This is a genomic window from Evansella vedderi (assembly GCF_030813435.1).
GTDB classification, from domain to species: domain Bacteria; phylum Bacillota; class Bacilli; order Bacillales; family Salisediminibacteriaceae; genus Evansella; species Evansella vedderi.
This window is the reverse complement of record NZ_JAUSUG010000003.1, coordinates 246,618-268,143: the sequence shown is the minus strand read 5'-3', so window position 1 is coordinate 268,143 and position 21,526 is coordinate 246,618. Positions and strand designations below refer to the sequence as shown.

General features: G+C 39.4%; 19 protein-coding genes. 18 read left to right on the top strand and 1 reads right to left on the bottom strand.

The features are described 5' to 3' along the window. The first annotated feature begins 40 nt into the window (after positions 1 to 40). The 14 genes from J2S74_RS05665 to J2S74_RS05600 all read left to right on the top strand — a co-directional run bounded on the left by J2S74_RS05665 (position 41) and on the right by J2S74_RS05600 (position 16,371). Positions 41 to 1,360 carry a solute carrier family 23 protein gene (locus tag J2S74_RS05665; protein WP_307322907.1) on the top strand — a complete coding sequence of 440 codons (1,320 nt, stop codon included), beginning with the start codon at positions 41 to 43 and terminating at the stop codon, positions 1,358 to 1,360. A gap of 442 nt (positions 1,361 to 1,802) precedes the next feature. After that, complete coding sequence (locus J2S74_RS05660; RefSeq protein ID WP_307322905.1) at positions 1,803 to 2,714, top strand: aspartate carbamoyltransferase catalytic subunit; 912 nt, start codon at positions 1,803 to 1,805, stop codon at positions 2,712 to 2,714. Next, positions 2,698 to 3,999 carry a dihydroorotase gene (pyrC, locus tag J2S74_RS05655; protein WP_307322903.1) on the top strand — a complete coding sequence of 434 codons (1,302 nt, stop codon included), beginning with the start codon at positions 2,698 to 2,700 and terminating at the stop codon, positions 3,997 to 3,999. The genes J2S74_RS05660 and pyrC overlap by 17 nt, the downstream gene beginning before the upstream one ends. Then, entirely contained in the window at positions 3,996 to 5,084 is a 1,089-nt protein-coding gene (locus J2S74_RS05650) for a carbamoyl phosphate synthase small subunit (protein WP_307322901.1), read from the top strand. The genes pyrC and J2S74_RS05650 overlap by 4 nt, the downstream gene beginning before the upstream one ends. After that, a complete protein-coding gene (gene carB, locus J2S74_RS05645; RefSeq protein ID WP_307322899.1) occupies positions 5,077 to 8,289 on the top strand; it encodes a carbamoyl-phosphate synthase large subunit in 3,213 nt (1,070 codons plus the stop codon). Before J2S74_RS05650 ends, carB begins: the two co-directional genes overlap by 8 nt. After that, on the top strand, positions 8,286 to 9,062 hold the full coding sequence (locus tag J2S74_RS05640) for a dihydroorotate dehydrogenase electron transfer subunit (RefSeq protein ID WP_307322898.1): 777 nt from the start codon (positions 8,286 to 8,288) through the stop codon (positions 9,060 to 9,062). Before carB ends, J2S74_RS05640 begins: the two co-directional genes overlap by 4 nt. Then, positions 9,059 to 9,970 carry a dihydroorotate dehydrogenase gene (locus J2S74_RS05635; RefSeq protein WP_307322896.1) on the top strand — a complete coding sequence of 304 codons (912 nt, stop codon included), beginning with the start codon at positions 9,059 to 9,061 and terminating at the stop codon, positions 9,968 to 9,970. Before J2S74_RS05640 ends, J2S74_RS05635 begins: the two co-directional genes overlap by 4 nt. Further along, complete coding sequence (pyrF, locus tag J2S74_RS05630) at positions 9,967 to 10,683, top strand: orotidine-5'-phosphate decarboxylase (RefSeq protein ID WP_307322893.1); 717 nt, start codon at positions 9,967 to 9,969, stop codon at positions 10,681 to 10,683. Before J2S74_RS05635 ends, pyrF begins: the two co-directional genes overlap by 4 nt. After that, positions 10,680 to 11,309, top strand: a complete 630-nt coding sequence (gene pyrE / locus J2S74_RS05625) for an orotate phosphoribosyltransferase (protein ID WP_307322890.1) — start codon at positions 10,680 to 10,682, stop codon at positions 11,307 to 11,309. The genes pyrF and pyrE overlap by 4 nt, the downstream gene beginning before the upstream one ends. 5 nt (positions 11,310 to 11,314) lie before the next feature. After that, positions 11,315 to 11,977: a class I SAM-dependent methyltransferase gene (locus J2S74_RS05620; RefSeq protein ID WP_307322888.1), complete on the top strand. Its 663-nt coding sequence runs from the start codon at positions 11,315 to 11,317 to the stop codon at positions 11,975 to 11,977. Continuing rightward, the gene (locus J2S74_RS05615) at positions 11,958 to 12,146 is read left to right on the top strand and encodes a hypothetical protein (RefSeq protein WP_307322886.1); all 189 of its coding nucleotides are present in this window, start codon (positions 11,958 to 11,960) and stop codon (positions 12,144 to 12,146) included. Before J2S74_RS05620 ends, J2S74_RS05615 begins: the two co-directional genes overlap by 20 nt. A gap of 361 nt (positions 12,147 to 12,507) precedes the next feature. Next, positions 12,508 to 14,259 carry an ABC transporter ATP-binding protein gene (locus J2S74_RS05610; RefSeq protein WP_307322883.1) on the top strand — a complete coding sequence of 584 codons (1,752 nt, stop codon included), beginning with the start codon at positions 12,508 to 12,510 and terminating at the stop codon, positions 14,257 to 14,259. Positions 14,260 to 14,271: 12 nt separating this feature from the next. Next, positions 14,272 to 16,104 (top strand): ABC transporter ATP-binding protein, encoded by a 1,833-nt coding sequence (locus J2S74_RS05605; protein ID WP_307322881.1) that lies wholly within the window; start codon positions 14,272 to 14,274, stop codon positions 16,102 to 16,104. Between the two features lie 117 nt (positions 16,105 to 16,221). Continuing rightward, positions 16,222 to 16,371 carry a hypothetical protein gene (locus tag J2S74_RS05600; protein ID WP_307322879.1) on the top strand — a complete coding sequence of 50 codons (150 nt, stop codon included), beginning with the start codon at positions 16,222 to 16,224 and terminating at the stop codon, positions 16,369 to 16,371. 266 nt (positions 16,372 to 16,637) lie between these two features. On the opposite strand, the gene J2S74_RS05595 is transcribed toward J2S74_RS05600, so the two are convergent. Then, positions 16,638 to 18,353, bottom strand: coding sequence for an Rqc2 family fibronectin-binding protein (locus J2S74_RS05595; RefSeq protein WP_307322876.1), 1,716 nt, complete (start codon positions 18,351 to 18,353; stop codon positions 16,638 to 16,640). Positions 18,354 to 18,676: 323 nt separating this feature from the next. Between J2S74_RS05595 and J2S74_RS05590 the strand changes: the two genes are divergently transcribed. The 4 genes from J2S74_RS05590 (at position 18,677) to rpoZ (ending at position 21,502) form a co-directional block, all read left to right on the top strand. Next, positions 18,677 to 19,558 (top strand): YicC/YloC family endoribonuclease, encoded by an 882-nt coding sequence (locus J2S74_RS05590; protein ID WP_307322873.1) that lies wholly within the window; start codon positions 18,677 to 18,679, stop codon positions 19,556 to 19,558. 76 nt (positions 19,559 to 19,634) lie between these two features. Beyond that, on the top strand, positions 19,635 to 19,898 hold the full coding sequence (gene remA / locus J2S74_RS05585) for an extracellular matrix/biofilm regulator RemA (protein ID WP_307322871.1): 264 nt from the start codon (positions 19,635 to 19,637) through the stop codon (positions 19,896 to 19,898). 775 nt (positions 19,899 to 20,673) lie between these two features. After that, a complete protein-coding gene (gene gmk, locus J2S74_RS05580; RefSeq protein ID WP_307322868.1) occupies positions 20,674 to 21,285 on the top strand; it encodes a guanylate kinase in 612 nt (203 codons plus the stop codon). A 7-nt stretch (positions 21,286 to 21,292) separates the two neighbouring features. Beyond that, a complete protein-coding gene (gene rpoZ, locus J2S74_RS05575) occupies positions 21,293 to 21,502 on the top strand; it encodes a DNA-directed RNA polymerase subunit omega (RefSeq protein WP_307322866.1) in 210 nt (69 codons plus the stop codon). Positions 21,503 to 21,526: the final 24 nt, after the last annotated feature.

The following is a 21,526-nucleotide window of genomic DNA, read 5'->3' as shown; positions in this document are numbered from 1 at the left end:
AGAGGTTTTTGTTTTAATTCTCATTAGAGGAGGATTTATAATGTCACAGGAAAAAGCGGTTGGAATTAGAGAAGTACCAAGGTATGATCGATGGTTAGCCTTTAGTATTCAACATCTGTTTGCAATGTTTGGTGCAACCATTTTAGTACCATATTTAGTGGGCATTAGTCCTGCAGTTGCCCTTGTATCAAGTGGCCTTGGTACATTAGCTTATTTACTTATTACAAGAGGACAAATACCAGCTTATTTAGGTTCATCATTCGCATTTATTACCCCAATGATTACAGCCATTTCCATTGGTGGAATAGAAGGTATGCTAATCGGAAGCTTCTTTGCTGGTATTGTTTATGGATTAGTAGCATTATTAATTAAAACAAGTGGGGTACGTTGGTTAATAAATCTACTGCCTCCGATTGTTGTTGGCCCAGTAATCATGGTTATCGGTTTAGGTTTAGCTCCAGTGGCAGTGGATATGGCCATGAATATACCGGGAACAGGAATTTATGACGGAACACTATTTACAGTAGCACTAATAACTTTATTCATAACGATTTTAGCATCGATCTTCTTTCGAGGATTTTTTGGACTCATTCCAATTTTAATAGGGATAGTTGGGGGATATGTAGTAGCTTACTTCTTAGGAATTATAGATCTTACTCCTGTAAGAGAAGCAGCTTGGATTGCAGCACCAGATTTCGTTGTGCCATTTGTTACACATACACCAACCATATCATGGACGATTATTGCAATTATGGTTCCAGTCGCAGTTGTAACTTTATCTGAACACATTGGTGATCAGATGGTATTAAGTAAAGTGGTTGGTAAAAATTTCGTTAAAAAGCCAGGTTTACACCGTTCCATTTTAGGGGATGGGGTAGCAACTATAATAAGCTCTGTTCTAGGTGGACCACCTAACACAACTTATGGTGAAAATATTGGAGTAGTTGCCTTAACAAGAGTGTTTAGCGTATTTGTTATCGGTGGTGCAGCCGTATTAGCTATCATCTTCGGATTTATAGGTAAAGTAGCAGCATTAATAGAAACCATTCCAACAGCTGTTATGGGCGGGGTTTCCATTCTCCTATTCGGTATCATTGCATCAAGTGGTTTAAGAATGTTAATTGATAATAGAGTAAACATAGGAGAAAAAAGAAACCTAATCATTTCTTCCGTAATCTTAGTAATCGGTATTGGCGGAGCGTTTATTCAAGTAACAGATGAAATTCAAGTACCTGGTATGGCTTTAGCAGCTATTGTAGGTATTGTATTAAACTTAATCCTTCCAGGTAGGCCGATAATCAAAAACTCAGAAGAAATGTTTCAAGACTTAAATGTAGAAATGGATAAAGAAAAACAATAAAAATTTCATCCTTTAAAAAGTCCAGAGAGGCTTACAAGGGTGGCACATTAGAGAATAGAAATAAGGGGAAGTGTATCCTGTATCCTATTACCCCTCTTCTATCTCTACTCTATGGATAAATAGAGATGTGAGCACCCAACATATATGTTAGGGTGCTTTTTTATGCCGTAGTTCTCACTACAGCACCCAACCCTAACACATTAATTTTATAAGGAATTTTTTCTGTAGATTGCTGTTTTTCGGTAACTCGAAGGAGTGAAAGGCGGCGACTCCAGCGGGAAAAGCAACGGATGAAGACCCCGCAGGGACGAGGAGACTGAAGCGTTGCCCGCGGAAAGCGTCCGCCTGTAACGGATTCGAGCGATAATAAATCTTATAAAAAGCTATTATTTTTTATAAAACAGCCTTTTGTAAAACAAGGGGTATGAAGGAGTGGTGAGTAATGAAACAGTTACGAACATTAGAAGATCTTACGATAGAACAACTACAAACAATTTTGTTCCATGCAAACCAAATGGATGACATGGTGGTTAAAAAATATAACCCTCCAATTACTGTAGCAAACTTATTTTTTGAAGCTAGTACAAGGACAAAATGCAGCTTTGAAATGGCTGAAAAGGAATTAGGCCTGCATACGCTTCATTTTGATGTGGGATCTTCCAGTGTACAAAAGGGGGAGACCCTTTATGATACGGTGAAAACGTTAGAAATGATTGGTTGTAAAGCAGTTGTTATCCGCCATCCGGAGAAGGCTTATTATAAAGAATTAGAAAATATTAATATTCCTGTCATCAATGCAGGGGATGGAGCAGGAGATCACCCTACACAATCACTTCTTGATTTACTTACCATCCAACAGGAGTTCGTCCTATTTCAAGGACTTCATGTCGTTATATGTGGAGATATCCGACATAGTAGAGTAGCAAGAACAAATGCAAATATTTTACGAAAGCTTGGAGCAAAGGTGTCCTTCGCAGGTCCAAAGGAATGGATGGACCCGGACATAACACTAGGTAATGTTATTTCAATGGATGAGGCAGTAAAAACAGCAGATGTCATGATGATGCTCCGAATTCAAACAGAACGGCACGAAAGGGGTTCGAAAGGATGGACAAAAGAATCGTATCATCGTGAATTCGGTTTAACTCTAGAAAGGGAAAAGGTGATGGGGGAACATGCGATCATTATGCACCCAGCACCAGTGAACCGGGGAGTAGAAATTGCAAGCGAGCTTGTTGAATGCAGTCGCTCTAGAATTTTTAAGCAAATAAAAAATGGGGTACTCGTAAGGAAAGCAGTTCTTGCCTATGTACTTAATTTAATGGAGGTAAAAAAATATGAGCGTGTTATATAAAAATGGTTGGACGTTGAATAAGGACGGAGAAAAAGAACAGATTTCCATTGTGGTAAATACAGACTCAGGGAAGATTGAAAAAGTTACAGCAGAAACACTTGACGAAATAAACTATGAGGAAGTTATAGATGTAAATGGAAAGCTTATTACTCCAGGATTTGTAGACTTACATGTTCATCTTCGTGAGCCAGGTGGAGAAAAGAAGGAAACAATCGAAACAGGAACACTAGCGGCAGCTAAGGGTGGCTTCACAACTATCGCGGCTATGCCAAATACACGTCCTGTACCAGATACACCTGAGAACTTCAGTAATATTCATAAAGCGATGAAGGAAAAGGGGCATGTTCGTGTTCTGCCATACGCTTCCATTACAGAGAGACAGTTAGGTAAGGACTTGACGGATATGGATAAGTTGGCTGAGCTTGGCGCATTTGCTTTTACAGATGATGGTGTTGGTATTCAAGAAGCAGGGAAAATGTACGAAGCGATGGTTGCAGCAGCAAAGGTAAACAAAGCTATTGTAGCTCACTGTGAAGATAATAGCCTGCTCTATGGTGGGGCTGTTCATGCAGGAAGCTTCGCAAAAAAGTTTAATGTCCTTGGTATTTTATCTGCTGCTGAGTCCGTTCACATTGCAAGGGACGTTCTCTTAGCGGAAACTGCAGGAACCCATTATCACGTGTGTCACGTTAGTACAAAGGAGTCCGTTCGTGTTATTCGAGATGCAAAGCGTGCGGGGATTAAAGTAACGGCTGAAGTTACTCCGCATCACCTCATCCTTTGTGATGAAGATATTCCGGGAATTGATACGAATTATAAGATGAACCCACCGCTTCGTGGGGCTGAAGATCGTCAAGCATTAATTGAAGGCTTACTCGATGGAACAATTGACTTTATTGCAACGGATCATGCACCACATACAAAAGAGGAAAAAGAGCTTCCGATAGAAGAAGCACCCTTTGGAATTGTTGGGTTGGAAACGGCGTTCCCTCTTTTATATACAAAATTTGTTCAAACAGGAATCTTTACATTAAAACAATTAATTGACTGGATGACCATAATACCAGCTAAAACGTTTGATTTACCTTACGGACGTTTAGAGGAAGGAAGCTTCGCGGACTTTACGGTTGTTGACCTTGATTTAAAAGCAACAGTAGATGTGGACTCTTTCGTTTCTAAAGGTAAAAATACACCTTTTGGTAAGGAAGTACTTACAGGGTGGCCTATTCAAACAATAGCATCAGGGAAAACAGCTTGGAAATACGAGGAGGTCCTATCTAAATGAAGCGATTATTAGTTCTAGAAAACGGTGAAATTTTTGTTGGAAAAGGAATTGGCAGTGAAAGGGAACGGGATGGAGAAGTCGTTTTCAATACAGGAATGACTGGGTACCAAGAAGTAATGTCTGATCCGTCTTACTGTGGTCAAATTGTAACAATGACTTATCCATTAATCGGGAACTACGGAATTAACCGTGATGATTTTGAAAGTATTATCCCAAACATTCACGGATTAATTGTAAAGGAAGCATCAGCATATCCAAGTCACTTCCGTTCTAATCTTTCCCTTGATCAATGGTTAAAGCATTTTGATATTCCAGGGATCGAAGGAATTGACACAAGAAAACTCACAAGAATGATCCGTGAAAATGGAACGTTGAAGGGACGAATTTGTTCTGCTGACGTTAATACGGATGAAGTGATTGAACATTTAAGAAGTACTCTATTCCCAACAGACCAAGTTGCCACAGTTTCTACAAAAACTAGATTTGTAAACCCTGGTACGAAGGAACGGGTTGTGTTGATCGACTATGGAGTTAAAAAAGGAATTGTAAAAAACCTTGTTGCAGAAGGTTATGAAGTAATGGTTGTCCCTCACGATACGACAGCAGATGAAATTCGTCTTTTTCAACCGGATGGAATTGTATTAAGTAACGGACCTGGAGATCCGAAGGACGTTAAAGAGTGTATTGAAACGGTAAAAGAGCTGGTCGGAGAAGTTCCTATTTTCGGTATTTGCCTAGGCCATCAGCTATTAGCACTTGCTTGTGGAGCCGAGACAGTAAAAATGAAATTTGGACACCGTGGGAGCAATCACCCTGTTAAGGATCTCCGAACGGGTCAAATTACTATTACGGCACAAAATCACGGATATACTGTGGATCCTGACAGCATAGCTGGTACAAATTTAGAAGTAACTCATGTGAATGTAAACGATGGTTCCATTGAAGGGATTCGCCATAAAGAAGAATTAGCATTCAGTGTGCAATACCACCCGGAAGCATCACCAGGTCCTGAGGATGCCCAAGGATTATTCAAAGAATTTAAAGAGATGCTAGAAGCAGCTAGAAAGGGGATTACTCATGCCTAAACGTACAGACATACACAAAATTCTCGTTATTGGATCTGGTCCTATAATAATCGGTCAAGCAGCAGAGTTTGATTATGCAGGAACCCAAGCCTGCCAAGCCCTAATGGAGGAAGGGTATGAGGTTATTTTAATTAATTCAAACCCAGCAACGATCATGACTGACGAATCAGTGGCAGATAGAGTCTATATTGAACCGCTTACGTTGGAATTTGTAAGCAGAGTAATTCGCCAAGAGCAGCCTGATGGTATTTTAGCTACATTAGGAGGACAAACGGGACTCAATTTAGCTGTAGATCTATCAGAATCAGGTATACTTGATGAATATGGTGTGGAGCTGTTAGGTACTGACTTAAATGCAATCCAGAAAGCAGAAGACCGTGAGCTATTCCGTACCTTAATGAATGAGCTAAATGAACCAGTTCCTCCAAGTGAAATTGTTCAATCATTAGAGGGGGCATTTACGTTTGTAGAGGAAATTGGTTATCCAGTCATTGTTCGCCCTGCCTATACATTAGGTGGTACTGGCGGTGGCCTTGTTTATAATGATGAGCAATTAAAAGAGATTGTTTCAGGTGGCTTACACCAAAGTCCAGTGAATCAATGCTTAATTGAAAAGAGTATCGCTGGCTATAAAGAAGTGGAATATGAAGTAATGCGCGATGCAAACAATCAAGCTATTGTCGTATGTAATATGGAAAACATAGATCCAGTCGGTATTCATACTGGGGACTCTATCGTCGTTGCACCATCTCAAACATTAACAGATCGTGAATATCAAATTTTAAGAAATTCATCCTTGAAAATTATCCGTGCCTTAGGAATTCAAGGGGGATGTAACGTACAATTTGCATTAGACCCATATAGTGAAAATTACTTCATCATCGAAGTAAATCCAAGGGTAAGCCGGTCTTCAGCATTAGCATCGAAGGCGACAGGTTATCCAATTGCAAAGCTTTCTGCAAAAATTGCCGTAGGTTACCATTTAGATGAATGTAAAAACCCGATAACACACACAACTTATGCAAGCTTCGAGCCAGCTTTGGATTATGTTGTAACGAAAATTCCAAGATGGCCATTCGATAAATTTGATGCAGCAAACCGCAAGCTTGGAACACAAATGAAAGCAACTGGTGAAGTGATGGCTATAGGACGAAACTTGCCAGAGTCCCTTTTGAAAGCTATCCGCTCTACAGAGGTGGATCTAAACCATATCCGCTTCAATAAGAAATTAGATATCTCCCATGAAGAGTTAAGAACGAGATTGGTACATGCTGATGATGAACGTCTTATTCTTGTAGCAGAAGCGTTCCGCTTAGGTTATGACATGGAAGAACTCTTTGCCATGACGAAAATTGACCGCTTCTTCTTGTATCAAATAAAACGAATCATTGATATGGAAAATGAAATCGTTGAAAAGAAGTGGGACGTTAATATTATTCGTGAAGCGAAGGCGCTAGGTTTCTCCGATGAGGAATTGGCCCGTCTTTTAGAAACGGATGTAATGGAAGTAGAAGTATTCCGCAAAGAAAATAATATTTACCCTGTTTATAAAATGGTAGATACATGTGCTGCTGAGTTCTCCTCAGAAACTCCGTACTATTATGGAACGTATGAAGAAGAAAATGAATCAAAGCAAACAGAAAAGGAATCTGTCTTAGTATTAGGGTCAGGTCCAATTCGAATTGGTCAAGGTATCGAGTTTGATTATGCAACGGTTCATACTGTTAAGGCTATTCAAGAAGCAGGGTATGAAGCAATTATCGTTAATAATAACCCGGAGACTGTGTCAACAGACTTCCAGATTTCTGATAAGCTTTATTTCGAGCCATTGACAGTAGAAGATGTTATGCATGTCATTAATCAAGAAAATCCTATTGGGGTCATTGTTCAATTCGGCGGGCAAACAGCGTTAAACCTAGCTTCTGATTTAGAAGAAAGGGGAGTTAAGCTTCTAGGAACGTCCTTAGAGAACATGGACCGAGCAGAGAACAGAGATAAATTTGAACAAACTTTAATGGAGCTTGGAATACCACAGCCAGAAGGTAAAACAGCCACCTCCGTATCAGAAGCGGTGACCATTGCTAATGGTATCGGATACCCAGTGTTGGTTCGTCCTTCCTATGTTCTCGGGGGACGTGCCATGGAGATTGTTTACAACGAGCATGATTTATTAAAATATATGGATCGTGCCGTTAAAGTAAATGAAAAGCACCCAGTATTAATTGATAGATATTTAACAGGTAAGGAAGTTGAAGTAGACGCTATTTCTGATGGTGAGACAGTGGTTATTCCAGGAATTATGGAGCATATTGAACGTGCTGGTGTTCACTCAGGGGATTCCATTGCCGTCTATCCAACACAAAACATTAGCAAGGATTTAAAAGAGCAGCTAGTTGACTATACTGTACGCTTAGCAAAGGGCTTTAACATTATTGGGTTATTAAACATTCAATTCGTTATTCACCGCAATGAAATTTATGTATTGGAGGTTAACCCACGTTCTAGCCGAACAGTACCATTCCTAAGTAAAATTACCGGTGTAAACATGGCAAATACAGCTACGAAAGCTATTTTAGGACAAAACTTAACGGATCAAGGCTTCCAAACTGGATGTTTACCAGAGCCGGAATTGGTATCTGTAAAAGTGCCAGTATTCTCCTTTGCAAAACTTAGAAGTGTAGATATTACCCTTGGACCTGAAATGAAATCTACAGGTGAGGTTATGGGTCGCGACTATACGTTGGAAAAGGCACTGTACAAAGGATTAATTGCATCTGGTATGAAAATTCCAACTCACGGTTCCGTATTATTCACTATTGCTGATAAAGATAAGGACGAAGCAATGGACCTAGCGAAGCGATTCCACCGTATTGGATACCACTTGTTAGCAACGGAAGGAACGGCTAAGAGCATTCAAGAACATAACATCCCTGTTACAGTTGTTTCAAAAATCGGTGGAGAAACTCCAAACATGTTAGATGTTATTGAAGGCGGGCAAGTGCAATACATTATCAATACATTAACAAAGGGTAAACAGGTAGCTAGAGACGGTTTCCGCATCCGGCGTGAAGCAGTAGAACATGGAATCGTTTGTTTAACGTCTATGGATACGGCAGAAGCGCTTCTAAGGGTTATGGAACTGATTACCTTCTCTGCGGAGGCAATGGGTCAAGAAAGACCGATGAAAAAGGGGCAACTCGTATGATAATGGATAACATGACCATTAAAAACCAGGAGGAAATTGCCCCGAAGATCTATCGAATTGAGGTAACGGGTCCTTTAACACAACAAATGAAAAATCCAGGTCAATTTGTTAACCTTCGTGTTAGTAAAGGTATCGATCCAACGTTACGAAGGCCCATAAGCATATGCGATGTGGATGTGGAGAAGGAAACACTGACGATGATTTATCGTGTAGAAGGGAAAGGAACGAAACTGCTCGCTGAAAAAGTCGTTGGGGATGAAGTAAATATTTTGGGTCCTTTAGGTCAAGGATTTCCAGTTGAAGCAGCAAAACCTAATGATGTCTGTGTGTTAATTGGTGGGGGAGTAGGTATTCCCCCCCTCTACTACTTAGGAAAGCAGCTTGTTGCTGCAGGGGCAAAGGTCATTACCATTTTAGGCTTCCGAACAGACAAAGATATATTCTTAGAAGAGGAATTCCAAGAGCTTGGTGAATTAATTATTACTACAGAGGACGGTTCCAAGGGTGTGAAAGGCTTTGTTACAGATGCCCTGAAAGAGTTAAAGGCTTATGATCTTTACTATACATGTGGACCAAAGCCTATGCTGAAAGCGGTGGAACAAACAGCCAGCACACATGGGTTTATATCCTTAGAAGAGAGAATGGGCTGTGGAGTAGGTGCTTGTTTAGCCTGTGTATGTGATTTAAAGGAGCGAGATAAAACAACAGGAAAAGCTTATGCAAAAATTTGCAGTGATGGTCCCGTATTTTTATCAGGAGAGGTGATATTATGAGCAGAATAGCAGTGAACCTCCCTGGTTTACACATGAAAAATCCTGTCATGCCTGCGTCAGGTTGCTTTGCTTTCGGCCAGGAATATGGAAAACTATATGATTTAAACCGTTTAGGAGCTATCTGTGTAAAAGCAGTAACTGTTGAGGAAAGAAGGGGAAACCCTACACCGCGAGTAGCAGAAACTCCTGGTGGTATGCTAAACGCCATTGGACTACAAAACCCTGGATTGAAGCATGTTCTTGAGCACGAACTTCCTTGGTTAGAAAAGTATGATACTCCTATAGTAGTAAACATTGCTGGGTATTCAGTAGAGGACTACATGGAAGTGGCTAGAGAAATTTCTAAAGTGCACAATGTAAGTGCTATTGAATTAAACATATCTTGTCCTAACGTAAAGGAGGGTGGGATAACATTTGGAACGGATGCAGGTACAGCAGCCCATTTAACGGACAAAGTAAAATCTGTTTCTGATGTTCCCGTATACGTAAAGCTTTCACCAAACGTAACAGATATTGTGGAAATAGCTACAGCTGTAGAAGGGGCAGGGGCAGATGGGTTAAGTATGATAAATACACTTTTAGGTATGCGAATCGATCTAAAGACAGGTAAGCCTATCCTAGCCAATCGTACCGGTGGATTATCTGGTGCTGCTATAAAACCCGTGGCTATCCGAATGATTCATGATGTACGACAAAAGGTGGACATTCCAATAATCGGTATGGGCGGTATTTATGAAGTAGACGATATATTAGAATTCATGATGGCTGGAGCGAATGCTGTAGCAGTTGGAACAGCAAACTTTATTGATCCCTTTGTGTGTCCAAATTTGATTGATCAATTAGAGGATAGAATGGATGAACTCGGAATCGAAACCTTGAGTTCTATTGTAGGGAGGAGTTCCTTATGACTCAACGACCATTAATTGTAGCTCTAGACTTTCCTGATCGTGAAGAAGCATTGGAATTTCTGACAACATTTAAGAACAAAAAGCTTTTTGTAAAGGTGGGTATGGAGCTTTTTTATAAAGAGGGAAGAGCCTTCATTTATGATTTAAAGGAACAGGGTCATCATATTTTCTTGGATTTAAAGTTACATGATATTCCCACAACGGTGAAGCGTGCCATGAAGCAGCTAGCCTCCCTTGAAGTGGATCTTGTTAATGTCCATGCTATGGGGGGAGTAGAAATGATGCGTGCGGCAAAAGAAGGCTTGATGGAAGGAACTCCAGCCAATGGTTCCATCCCAACATGCATTGCCGTTACCCAATTAACTAGTACGTCAGAGGAAGTAATGCAAAAGGAATTGAAAATTGCCGGCACGTTAAACGATCATGTCATACATTTATGTCACCGAGTAAAAGATGCAGGACTAGATGGAGTGGTTTGCTCTGCACAGGAGGTACAACTCATTCGTAAGCACATCCCCTCTCCCTTTTATACTGTTACACCCGGAATAAGAAGAAATGAGGATGCATCAGATGACCAGCAACGTGTAGTAACTCCTCAGTTAGCTTCTCACTATGGCTCTGATGCCATTGTTGTGGGTAGGGGAATTACAAGAGCAGAAGATCCGTTAGCTGCTTACGAACAATATGAAAAAGAATGGAGACAAGGTATATGAATATTGCAAAATCTTTATTAACGATCGGTGCCGTTTCTTTACAGCCTAATGATCCATTTACTTGGAGTTCAGGATTAAAATCACCCATTTACTGTGATAATCGCCTTACAATGTCTTTTCCAGAAGTACGGAAGGGAATTGCTCAACAATTTGCAGATAAAATTAGGGAACAATATCCTCATGCAGAAGTGATTGCAGGTACAGCAACTGCCGGCATTCCACATGCAGCTTGGGTAGCAGACCTTATGGAGCTTCCGATGATTTATATTCGCTCTAAAGCTAAAGGTCATGGAAAGCAAAATATGATCGAAGGGGTCTTGGAAGAAGGTAAGAAGGTAGTAGTAATAGAAGACCTAATCTCTACTGGAGGATCCTCCATTCAAGCAGCTAATGGCGTAAGGGAAGCTGGTGGGAATGTCCTCGGGGTTTATTCCATTTTTACCTATGAATTTGATCTAGCGAGAGATGCCTTTGAAAAGGAAGGTCTAGCCTTTTCTTCATTGACTACTTATTCTTCCTTACTACATGAAGCTGTAAAAATGGGAAGCATTAAAGAGGATGATCTTCCACTTCTTGAAAAGTGGCGGGAAAATCCAAAAGAGTGGAAGACACCTGCTGAGGCATAATGGCCATGAGAAAGATTAAGGTGGAGGAATTTGACAGGCGAGTCGACTTTTTTGATCAAATGGCCCAAAGCTCTTGGTTATCTAAATTGCACGATGAATTAATCCAAAAAACAGGGTCATGGGCTACAAAGTACGTTTTAGATGTTGGTTGTGGAACGGGGCGGCTTTTGTTAAAGGGAGCTGACTCTTCAACCGCAATTACTGGTATCGATCTTTCAAAGGAAATGGTCAAACGTGCAAAAGAAAATGTAAGAACTACCCCTTTTCAGAAAGTACCCATTTTCCTTGAAGGGGACGCGGAGAAACTTCCATTTCAAGAGAATCAATTTGATATCGTCCTATCTACTTGTGTTGTATTTCTCCTTCCAGAGCCTTCGAAGGCGTTGAAGGAAATGTATCGTGTCTTAAAGTATGGAGGAAGCCTTGTTTTACTTAACCCAAGTAAACATTTAACGGAGAAATACGCGGAAGAGTTAAGTAAGCAATGGGGTCTCGAGGGGATGGAAAAGGAAACGTTATTGCAATGGGGGAGAATTTCTGAGAAACGCCACCAATACACAGAAGAAACGATGAACCAACTTCTAATAGAATGCCATTTTACACCAATAGAACATACATTCTCACTGGAACAAATTGCCTTATTAACCTTTGCTACAAAAAAATCCTGATGTTGATGAACATCAGGATTTTTTAACAGAGTTGATTGAAGCGGAAGGTGCGACACTCCTGCGGGAAAAGCAACAGCTGAAGACACCGCAGGGTGGTTTTCCCGAGGAGGCTGAAGCGTTGCCCGCGGAAAGGGAGCATCCTGAAGCGAAAATCAACATCAAAGTTTAACAGAGCATTTAAAAAAGGAAAAATAATTTAGTCATTTTATTGAGAATGAGGTAATAAACGTATAGAATGTGATGCACACTATTTAATTATTCTTTTAGTAGTAAATACATACAGACACTCTTTAAATCAGAGCAATTTAAAGAAAATATTGTGAGAATGGAAGATAATCCAACAGAAACAGTAGAAAATCCGTGAAAATGACCTCAGAGAGAGATTACTTGAGATAGAAAAATACTTCGGAAACCGATATATTAATAATGTTACCTTTTTAAGGAATTATTATTTTATTTCCATTCGTCAGAATCTTTTAAGTTTATTTACTTTTATTCAATCGTTTTAAAAGAATAGGGAGGTGTACTGATTGAATACATTTAAACGTTTAAAGGAGTTCTATTGGCCATATAAGCGGTACTTTATTGCATCTATACTAACATTATTAGTTGTAACAGGTATTACTGTGGTTTATCCTATTATTTTACAGATCACAATCGACGAAGTGGTTCGTGGAGGGAATTATCATCTCGTTCCGTACGTATCGATCGGGTTCTTGGTGCTTATGGCACTAAAAGGGGTCTTTGCTTACTATCATCAATATTTAGGAGACCTTTTTGGAATTCGATCTGTATACGGATTGCGAAATGCGTTATATCGAAAGTTGCAATTTTTACCTTTTCGATATTACGATAACGCTAGAACGGGGGACCTCATGTCACGACTAACGGCAGACGTTGAGGGATTCCGTTTCTTTTTGTCTTTCGGATGTGCTCAGTTAATTAACTTAGTAATGCTTGTGGGATTAAGTATGGGAATCATGTTTTACTACAGCCCATCCCTTGCCTTACTTACTTTAGCTGCAATGCCATTTTTAGTAGTGACTGTTTATCAGTTTGACAAAAAAGTTCACCCTGCATTTAAAAACATTCGTAAGTCCTTTGCCAGCATGACAACAAAGGTACAGGAAAACATTAGTGGGATGAACACTGTTAAATCTTTGTCAAAGGAAAACTATGAGATGGGTCGTTTTGATGAAAAGAACAATGATTATAAAGATAAGTTCATATATACATCAGGTATTTGGGCTAAATTCTTCCCAGTGATGGAGCTTATCGGAAACATTTGCGTTGTTGTTCTATTGGCATATGGAGGGATGTTAGTAATCAATGGTCAAATTGAACCAGGGGTATTAGTAGCCTTCTTCAGCTTAATCTGGTATATTATTGGACCTTTAATGGGCTTAGGTTTTATCGTTAACATGTTTTCTCAATCAAAGGCTTCAGGAGAACGATTGTTACAAGTTTTAGATGAAAAGGAAGATATTTTTGACGATAAGGATGCTTTGCAAGTAGATCGTTTAAAAGGCCATGTTCAATTTAACAATGTAACCCATCGCTATGACAGTGAAGATGAATTAGCGTTAAAAAATATTTCCTTTGATGCCCCTCCGGGAAAAACTATTGGTTTAATAGGGGCAACTGGTTCTGGAAAGACGTCTATTACTCAATTAATCTCCCGTTTCTATGAACCAAATCGTGGAGAAATCTTGATTGATGGTCATCCGTTAAATCGTTATACATTAAAATCTGTACGCCATAACATTGGAGTGGTTTTGCAGGAGTCTTTCCTTTTCTCCTCTTCCATAAAGGATAATATTTCCTATGGTGCACCAGAGGCAACGATGGAGCAAATCATTGATGCGGCAAAGAGAGCCCAAGCACATGACTTTATCATGGACCTACCTAAGGGCTATGACACTGTATTAGGTGAAAGGGGTATGGGGTTATCTGGTGGTCAGAAACAGCGTATTGCCATTGCTAGAGCCATTTGTATCGATCCGAGTATTTTGATTCTTGATGACGCAACAAGTGCCGTAGATATGGAAACAGAGGCAAAAATCCAAGCAGCATTTAAAGAGGTAATGAAAGGGAGGACGACTTTTATTATTGCCCACCGAATATCTTCCTTAATGCATGCGGATGAAATTATTGTTTTAGATAATGGGGAAATTGTAGAACGTGGTACACATGATGAGCTTGTTCATAATAATGGCCATTATCGTCGGATCTATGATATCCAATTCAAAGATAGAAATATGTTTTTAAAGGAAGCAAGGTAGGGGGTGAACAGCTTGACAGAAAAAGAAAGAAATAATTTAGTAAAGGAACGAACCTTAAAGAGGTTCCGTTATTCAACAGACCAGGCCATTGAAAAGCCATTTAACTGGAAACAAATGCTTAGGCTTTTTCGCTATATGAAGCCTTATGCCAAAACGTTATTACCTCTCGCTATTTTTGGGATGTTATTGGCCACAGCTGTCCGGCTGATTGCTCCAATGTTAATTGGTAGTTATGCTTTGGATAATATTATCGATTATCAGAATGTAAACTTTCTCTGGTTAATGGTTGGTATATTATCAGTATTGTATCTCTTCCATTGGCTAGGTAATGTTATTCGTATTTACTATATGAATAAAGTAGGGCAATATATTATTTTCGATTTGAGGAAGGCCTTATTTGACCATATTCAAAAGCTTTCCCATCGCTTTTTTGATCAGCGTTCTGCAGGTTCTATCCTTGTTCGAATTACAAACGATGTAAACTCGTTGCAGGACTTGTTTACAAACGGGGTAATTAACCTATTAATGGATCTTATCATGTTGTTCGGGATTATTGTCTTATTATTTATGATTAGTCCTGAACTTACATTGGCAATTATGGTCGTATTGCCGCTCATGTTCTTTATTTCTACCAAGCTACGTAGAAATATTCGTAGGTCTTGGCAGGATGTTCGTATTAAGCAATCCATGATTAACTCTCACTTGAACGAGAGTATTCAAGGGATTCGAGTTACACAATCGTATACGCAAGAGAAGGAAAATATCGGATTCTTTAAGAAGATGAACCAGGAAAACTTTGAAGCGTGGAGAAATGCTACACAGAAAAACGCTTTGTTCCGTCCATTTGTTGAGATGAGTGGGGCAATAGGTACCGCTGTCCTTTTATGGTACGGTGTATTCTTAATTCAAAGCGGATCTATCTCTATCGGGGACTTCGTAGCTTTCGCTATTTATATTGGAATGTTCTGGGAGCCTATTTCACGCCTAGGGCAAGTATATAACCAATTATTAGTAGGTATGGCCTCTTCAGAGCGTATTTTCGAGTTTTTAGATGAGCGCCCATCTGTTCCTGAAAAGGAAAAGGCGAAGCAGTTGAAGCATATTGACGGGAAAATCCAATTTGAGAATGTGGAATTCGCTTATGATGAAGAACGTAAAGCTTTAAAGGGAATTAACTTAACGATGGATGCCGGTTCCACCGTGGCCTTAGTTGGCCATACAGGTAGTGGTAAGACGACCATCGTAAACTTAATTACTCGATTCTATGACCCTACGAAAGGCCGCGTAACGATCGATGGACATGACCTTCGTGACATTACCCTTGATAGTTTACGAGAAAAGGTAAGTATCGTATTACAAGATACATTTATTTTCTCTGGTACAATTATGGATAATATCCGCTTTGGACGTCCGGATGCTACGAACGAAGAAGTAGTGGAAGCGGCTAAGACCGTTGGGGCACATAAATTTATTACGCAGCTGAAGAACGGTTACGATACTGAAGTGGAAGAGAGAGGAAATGTTTTATCTGTAGGAGAAAGACAATTGCTGTCTTTTGCTAGAGCGTTGTTGGCAGACCCACAAATTTTAATCTTAGACGAAGCTACAGCCTCTATTGATACGGAAACAGAGCAGGTCATTCAAGAGGCGCTGCGTCGTCTATTGCATGGTCGAACAGCGATTATGATTGCTCATCGACTTTCTACCATCCGTGAAGCGGACAATATAATCGTCTTAGAGCAAGGAAATATTATTGAGCAAGGTAATCATGATGAACTTATGAAACAAAAAGGAGAATACTATTCTCTTGTTAAAGCACAATTTAAAGTATTGGACGCAGGATAAATATAACGCGAGTTTCCTATCGGGAGCTCGCGTTTTTTTGGAAGGCTGCTAAAGCGTGGCCCGCTGAACCAGGACCGACAAGGGGAAGTTATATGGAAGCACGGAATTTATAATGGTGTGTTATTAAGTGGGAGAATGGATGAACTAAGTAGGTTTTTAGTAGATTTTCAATATGAGGCTACTATTTTTGAGATAGGTTATGAATTAAAAATATGGTACGCAATGACCAAGATAAAAGCTTCAACGAAAAAAGAGGCTGGGACATAACTAAAGTGTTTAATCGGAAATACGAACAATACACTACCTTAGCGGAGGAAATATACGTAGACTCCTCGAAAATGTTAGCACATTTTCTTCGTGCGTGGGCAATCTCAAGGATGTGTAGTCAGTGTCCTGCGGGAGCAGAGGCTCACCAGCCGCCCGCGGAAAGCGAAGTATATTTACGAAGCGGGTAGATTGCACCTACATCAAGTTTGTTCGGATTTTTTATTAGTAAAAATACGTTTGTCCCAGCCTCCAATAAAACCTTCGCCTTATTTTCTTAGCTTCCTTACTAAATCTTCATCTGGTGTCACATACAATGTTGTTTGATTGTCATATATAACATACCCCGGTTTCGCTCCGCTTGGCTTTTTTACATGACGAATTAACGTATAATCAACGGGTACCTGGCCAGATTGTCTACCTTTACTGAAATAAGCAGCTAAATTTGCCGCTTCCAATAAAGTAGCTTCACCAAACTCATCTACTCCAGCTCTAATAACAACATGGGATCCGGGGATATCTTTCGTATGAAGCCAAGTGTCATTTTGGCGGGCAAAACGGTTAGTTAAGTACTCGTTTTGTTTGTTATTTTTACCAACTAATATATCAATGCCTTCGGAAGAAATATATTGTTCTAAGACTGGCTTATCGTTCTTTTTCTTCTTTTGATTTTTTTGAGCTCGGCGTTTAATATACCCCTCTTCCGCAAGCTCCTCCCGGATGCCCTCAATATCTCGGGGAGAGGCTGTTTCCACCTGTTGTATTAGCTGCTCCAAATAATCCAGTTCTCCTTTTGCATGTTCAATTTGTTCTTTAACTACAACCACGGATTTTTTCAGCTTCTGGTATCTTCGGAAATAATGCTGGGCATTTTCAGATGGAGATTTTTGCGGATCCAAAGGAATGGTTACTGAACCTTGCTCTGGATCATAATAATCGGTCACAGTAACTTCCTTGTCACCTGCTTTAATAAGGTGCATGTGTGCTGTTAATAATTCCCCATATCGCTGCTCGCGCTGTGCCTTATCCGCATCACTTAATGTCTTTTCCAGCTTTTTAATTTTCTTTTTGTTTTTATTAAATTCATTTCGTAGAAACTTCTCTAAGTCATTCGCTTGCTGTTTTACACGGTCACGCTCTGCTTTACCGGAATAATAGCGATCCAGTAATTCATGGACACTATCAAAAACCGTAATATTACCTTTTTTATGGGTTAAATCCACGACAGAGAAAGCTTCCCCCAAATCGGAAACAATCATTTGTGGCCAATAGTGATGTTCCTTAACTGGGGCAAGGGTTTCAAGAAAGGCCTTTGGCAGTGTCTCTCGATTTGTAAGCTTCGCCCGAAATAGAATCTCTTTAATAACCTGTGGTGATAGCCCGCTAAAAGTATTCAATAATTGCTGGTCCATCTTTCCCTTATTAAAATCTAGCTTCTTCAGAAGATCCTCTTCTGTCACTTCTAGTGGATTTAATTTATCCTGGTGAGGTGGCTCCTTGTAAAGCTGACCTGGTAAAACAGTTCGAAAGCTGGAGAGTGATGGAGGGATATGTTTAATACTATCTATAATTTTATTATCATCCCTGTTTACAAAAAGAATATTACTGTGCCGTCCCATAAACTCCACAATTAAAGTTTTATAGGATACGTCCCCCAGTTCATTTTTTCCTTTAAAAGAAAAGGTTACTATACGTTCTAATCCCTTTTGCTCAATGTTTTCAACAATACTGCCCTCAAGGTGCTTTCTTAAGAGCATGCAAAACATTGGTGGTTCTTGGGGATTTTCGAATTTCTCTTTTGTTATATGAAGTCTAGCAAAGGAGGGGTTGGCTGAAATAAATAATGATTGATTACGTCCCCTTACTCTAATTGTTATAATAAGATCTGTTTTATATGGCTGATGTATTTTAACGATACGTCCTGTCAGGAGCTGTTCCTTTAGGTCATTCGTAACTGCACGGGTAACAATACCATCGAACGACATAATACCACCTCTATGTATTAAAAATACGTACAATAATGCATTCCCTTTATTATATCAATTAAAAGGCTAGCAGAAAAGATATACAGCTTCATCTAGTCACGATTAGCGAATATCCATCAAAATGACTTTAAGAGTCTATTCAAACAGCTCAAAAACCGACCTTTTTGAACAGACTCTTAAAGTTTATGTTGTATTATTTTCCAAAAACATGATTAAATTAAAGGGGAAAATACGGCAGAACCATTAATTTGGCAGTTCGAAGAATTGTTTCTCTTGTTGTAATCTATAAAAAAGTTTAGAATATACATGTGGATGTGATAGAAATGATAATAAGTATGACAGGATATGGACGCTCTCTGAAAGAAAACGGGGATTTCCACGTTACAGTGGAGATGAGGGCCGTAAATCACCGATTTTGCGAAATTAACATACGGATGCCCCGTCAATTTTTCTTTCTTGAAGATAAATTAAAAAAGCTCATATCTAGGTACGTACAGCGCGGTAAAGTAGATGTATTTATTAATCTTCAGGGAGAAGGGATTGTCAATAGATCCTTATCCGTTGATTGGAAATTATTTGATCAATACCTTACGACCTTCGAAAAAATGGCAGAAAAATATGTTACTTCCCAGACATTCCCTATCGATCAACTGCTTCTTCACGAGGATGTTGTTCATGTTCAGGAATCGGATGAGGTTTCAGAGGACATAGAGAAGATGGTATATTCAGCCACCGAAGAAGCCGTTCAACAATTGAAGGAAATGCGTAAAGTGGAAGGTAAACAATTATATGAAGATGTAAAAAAGCGTGTGGAGAGAATTGCTCAATCGGTGCAAGACCTTAAGGAATATGCACCTACAGTTCAGGAAAACTACCGTGAAAGACTAACAAAACGAGTTCAGGAGTTTGTTAGTGGTAAAATAGAAGTGGATGAATCTCGAATTTTAACAGAGGTTGCAGTTTATGCGGATAAGAGTGATGTCCAAGAGGAATTAACAAGAATGGAAAGTCACTTAAAACAGTTCCGTGAAATTTTACAGCAAAACGATGTTGTAGGAAGAAAATTAGATTTCCTTGTACAGGAAATTAATCGAGAAACGAACACTATTGGTTCAAAAGCAAATAATATCAATATTAGCCAGCGTGTGGTTGAGATGAAATCTGAATTAGAAAAGATCAGGGAACAAGTACAGAATATCGAATAAATTAAAATAAAAGATATAGCATTATTTATTGCTTTTCTTATTGTTTTATACTTAGACATAGTTAGGGGAAATGAAAATGGATATTAGACTGATTAACATTGGGTTTGGAAATATTGTTTCTGCCAATCGTATTATTTCAATCGTAAGTCCTGAGTCTGCTCCAATTAAACGTATTATTAATGAAGCAAGAGAAAGAAATATGCTCATTGATGCTACGTATGGAAGAAGGACACGTGCAGTGATCATAGCTGACAGCGATCATGTCATTTTATCTGCAGTTCAACCGGAAACTGTGGCACAAAGGGTGTTCAATAACAAAGATGAAGTATCTGAGGAATAACATAATTTCACTTAATCATGCCATCGGAATTTCCGATGGCATCAAACTTTGACAGCAAGGTGTAAATTTTTAGTGGAAACTCAATAGATAAAAATTACACTATGTAGTATAAACATGCATTAACCTTGTCTCTCGAATCCGTTACAGGCGTAATGTCGCCATCCTGGCTTCTGCGGGCAATGCTTCAGCCTCCTCGGGTTCCTGTCTCTTCCTCTTCTAGCTACGCGCTGTAGAAGCTGCGTCGAGACAACTCGAAGCTTATTCAAGAAGTAAACGCTCGTCGCTGGAGTCGCCGCCTTCCACTCCTTCGAGAGTGCGAACGACAACATGGATTTTGTATTTTCAGTAGACCTCCATGAATGATAATTCCCACCATGGAAAATGAAAATTTAAGTCTGCATTGGAATGAGCGAAGGTCCACGACACTCCAGCGGAAGAACGAGTAAGTCAAGACCACACAGGGCGAAGCCCGTGGGGGCTTGACAGGTCGTCCGCGGAAAGGGAGTGGACCGTAGCGAATGACAACCTGATTCGCCTTTGGAGGGTAGAATCCCTACAAATGAAAATTTCCATAAGTAGTATAAAAATTTGCATTATATATTTTAAATTAAATTAGTGAAAGACAGATTAAATGACTTTCTTTTTCCCGGTTCGCTATTTTTTACATAATAAATTAAGTTTATTCTCATCTTTTTTATAATTGACCTTGAATATTAGGGGAAAAGTATGGTAAAACATTGAGAGACGAGTCGGTAAATGAAAGCTGGAGGTATTTATGAAAAGAGATAAGGGATTACTTATAGTTCTTTCCGGCCCTTCTGGTGTTGGGAAAGGTACGGTATGCGGAGCTTTAAGAAAACATGATACACATATTCGATATTCCGTTTCAGCCACAACAAGAAACCCTCGTGAAGGGGAGATAGATGGTGTAAACTACTTCTTTAAGTCAAAAGAGGAGTTTGAATCCATGATAGAAAATAACGAGCTTTTAGAATGGGCAAAATATGTTGATAATTATTATGGTACACCGAGAAAATATGTAGAAGAAACGATTGCTGCCGGGCATGACGTAATTTTAGAAATTGAAGTGCAAGGGGCACTTCAAGTGAAGGAAACCTTCCCTGAAGGTGTCTTTATTTTTCTCATGCCTCCAAGCATAAAGGAGCTACGAAGCCGCTTGGAAGGCCGTGGTACAGAGACTCAAGATCTCATTGATAGTCGCATAACTGTAGCTAAAGATGAAATTGAATTAATGGATAAATATGATTATGTTGTTGAAAATGATGAGGTGGAGGCAGCTGTTGAACGAATTAAATCCATCGTCACAGCTGAGAATTGTAAAAAAGAGCGCCTTATTCATATATATAAAGAGCTTGTAAAGGAGTGAGTCAACTATGTTGCAGCCATCAATTGATTCTTTAATGACAAAAATAAATTCAAAGTATACGCTAGTTACCGTTTCCGCTCACCGAGCGAGACAATTAAGAGAAAACCCTGAGCTTTTTCAAAAAAGTGAAAAATCCAAGTCAGTGAATTTTGTTGGTATGGCTCTAGAAGAAATTGATGCAGAGAAATTAACTGCATCTAATCACTTAGAAGACTAATGGATCAAAAACAACCTTCTGAAG

Excerpts from the sequence above, each read along its gene's own strand:
- pyrE (WP_307322890.1), top strand. The coding sequence starts at position 10,680 with ATGAATATTGCAAAATCTTTATTAACGATCGGTGCCGTTTCTTTACAG.
- pyrF (WP_307322893.1), top strand. The coding sequence starts at position 9,967 with ATGACTCAACGACCATTAATTGTAGCTCTAGACTTTCCTGATCGTGAA.
- J2S74_RS05665 (WP_307322907.1), top strand. The coding sequence starts at position 41 with ATGTCACAGGAAAAAGCGGTTGGAATTAGAGAAGTACCAAGGTATGAT.
- J2S74_RS05635 (WP_307322896.1), top strand. The coding sequence starts at position 9,059 with ATGAGCAGAATAGCAGTGAACCTCCCTGGTTTACACATGAAAAATCCT.
- gmk (WP_307322868.1), top strand. The coding sequence starts at position 20,674 with ATGAAAAGAGATAAGGGATTACTTATAGTTCTTTCCGGCCCTTCTGGT.
- J2S74_RS05595 (WP_307322876.1), bottom strand. The coding sequence starts at position 18,353 with ATGTCGTTCGATGGTATTGTTACCCGTGCAGTTACGAATGACCTAAAG.
- J2S74_RS05660 (WP_307322905.1), top strand. The coding sequence starts at position 1,803 with ATGAAACAGTTACGAACATTAGAAGATCTTACGATAGAACAACTACAA.
- J2S74_RS05640 (WP_307322898.1), top strand. The coding sequence starts at position 8,286 with ATGATAATGGATAACATGACCATTAAAAACCAGGAGGAAATTGCCCCG.
- rpoZ (WP_307322866.1), top strand. The coding sequence starts at position 21,293 with ATGTTGCAGCCATCAATTGATTCTTTAATGACAAAAATAAATTCAAAG.
- pyrC (WP_307322903.1), top strand. The coding sequence starts at position 2,698 with ATGAGCGTGTTATATAAAAATGGTTGGACGTTGAATAAGGACGGAGAA.
- J2S74_RS05590 (WP_307322873.1), top strand. The coding sequence starts at position 18,677 with ATGATAATAAGTATGACAGGATATGGACGCTCTCTGAAAGAAAACGGG.
- carB (WP_307322899.1), top strand. The coding sequence starts at position 5,077 with ATGCCTAAACGTACAGACATACACAAAATTCTCGTTATTGGATCTGGT.
- J2S74_RS05620 (WP_307322888.1), top strand. The coding sequence starts at position 11,315 with ATGAGAAAGATTAAGGTGGAGGAATTTGACAGGCGAGTCGACTTTTTT.
- J2S74_RS05650 (WP_307322901.1), top strand. The coding sequence starts at position 3,996 with ATGAAGCGATTATTAGTTCTAGAAAACGGTGAAATTTTTGTTGGAAAA.
- remA (WP_307322871.1), top strand. The coding sequence starts at position 19,635 with ATGGATATTAGACTGATTAACATTGGGTTTGGAAATATTGTTTCTGCC.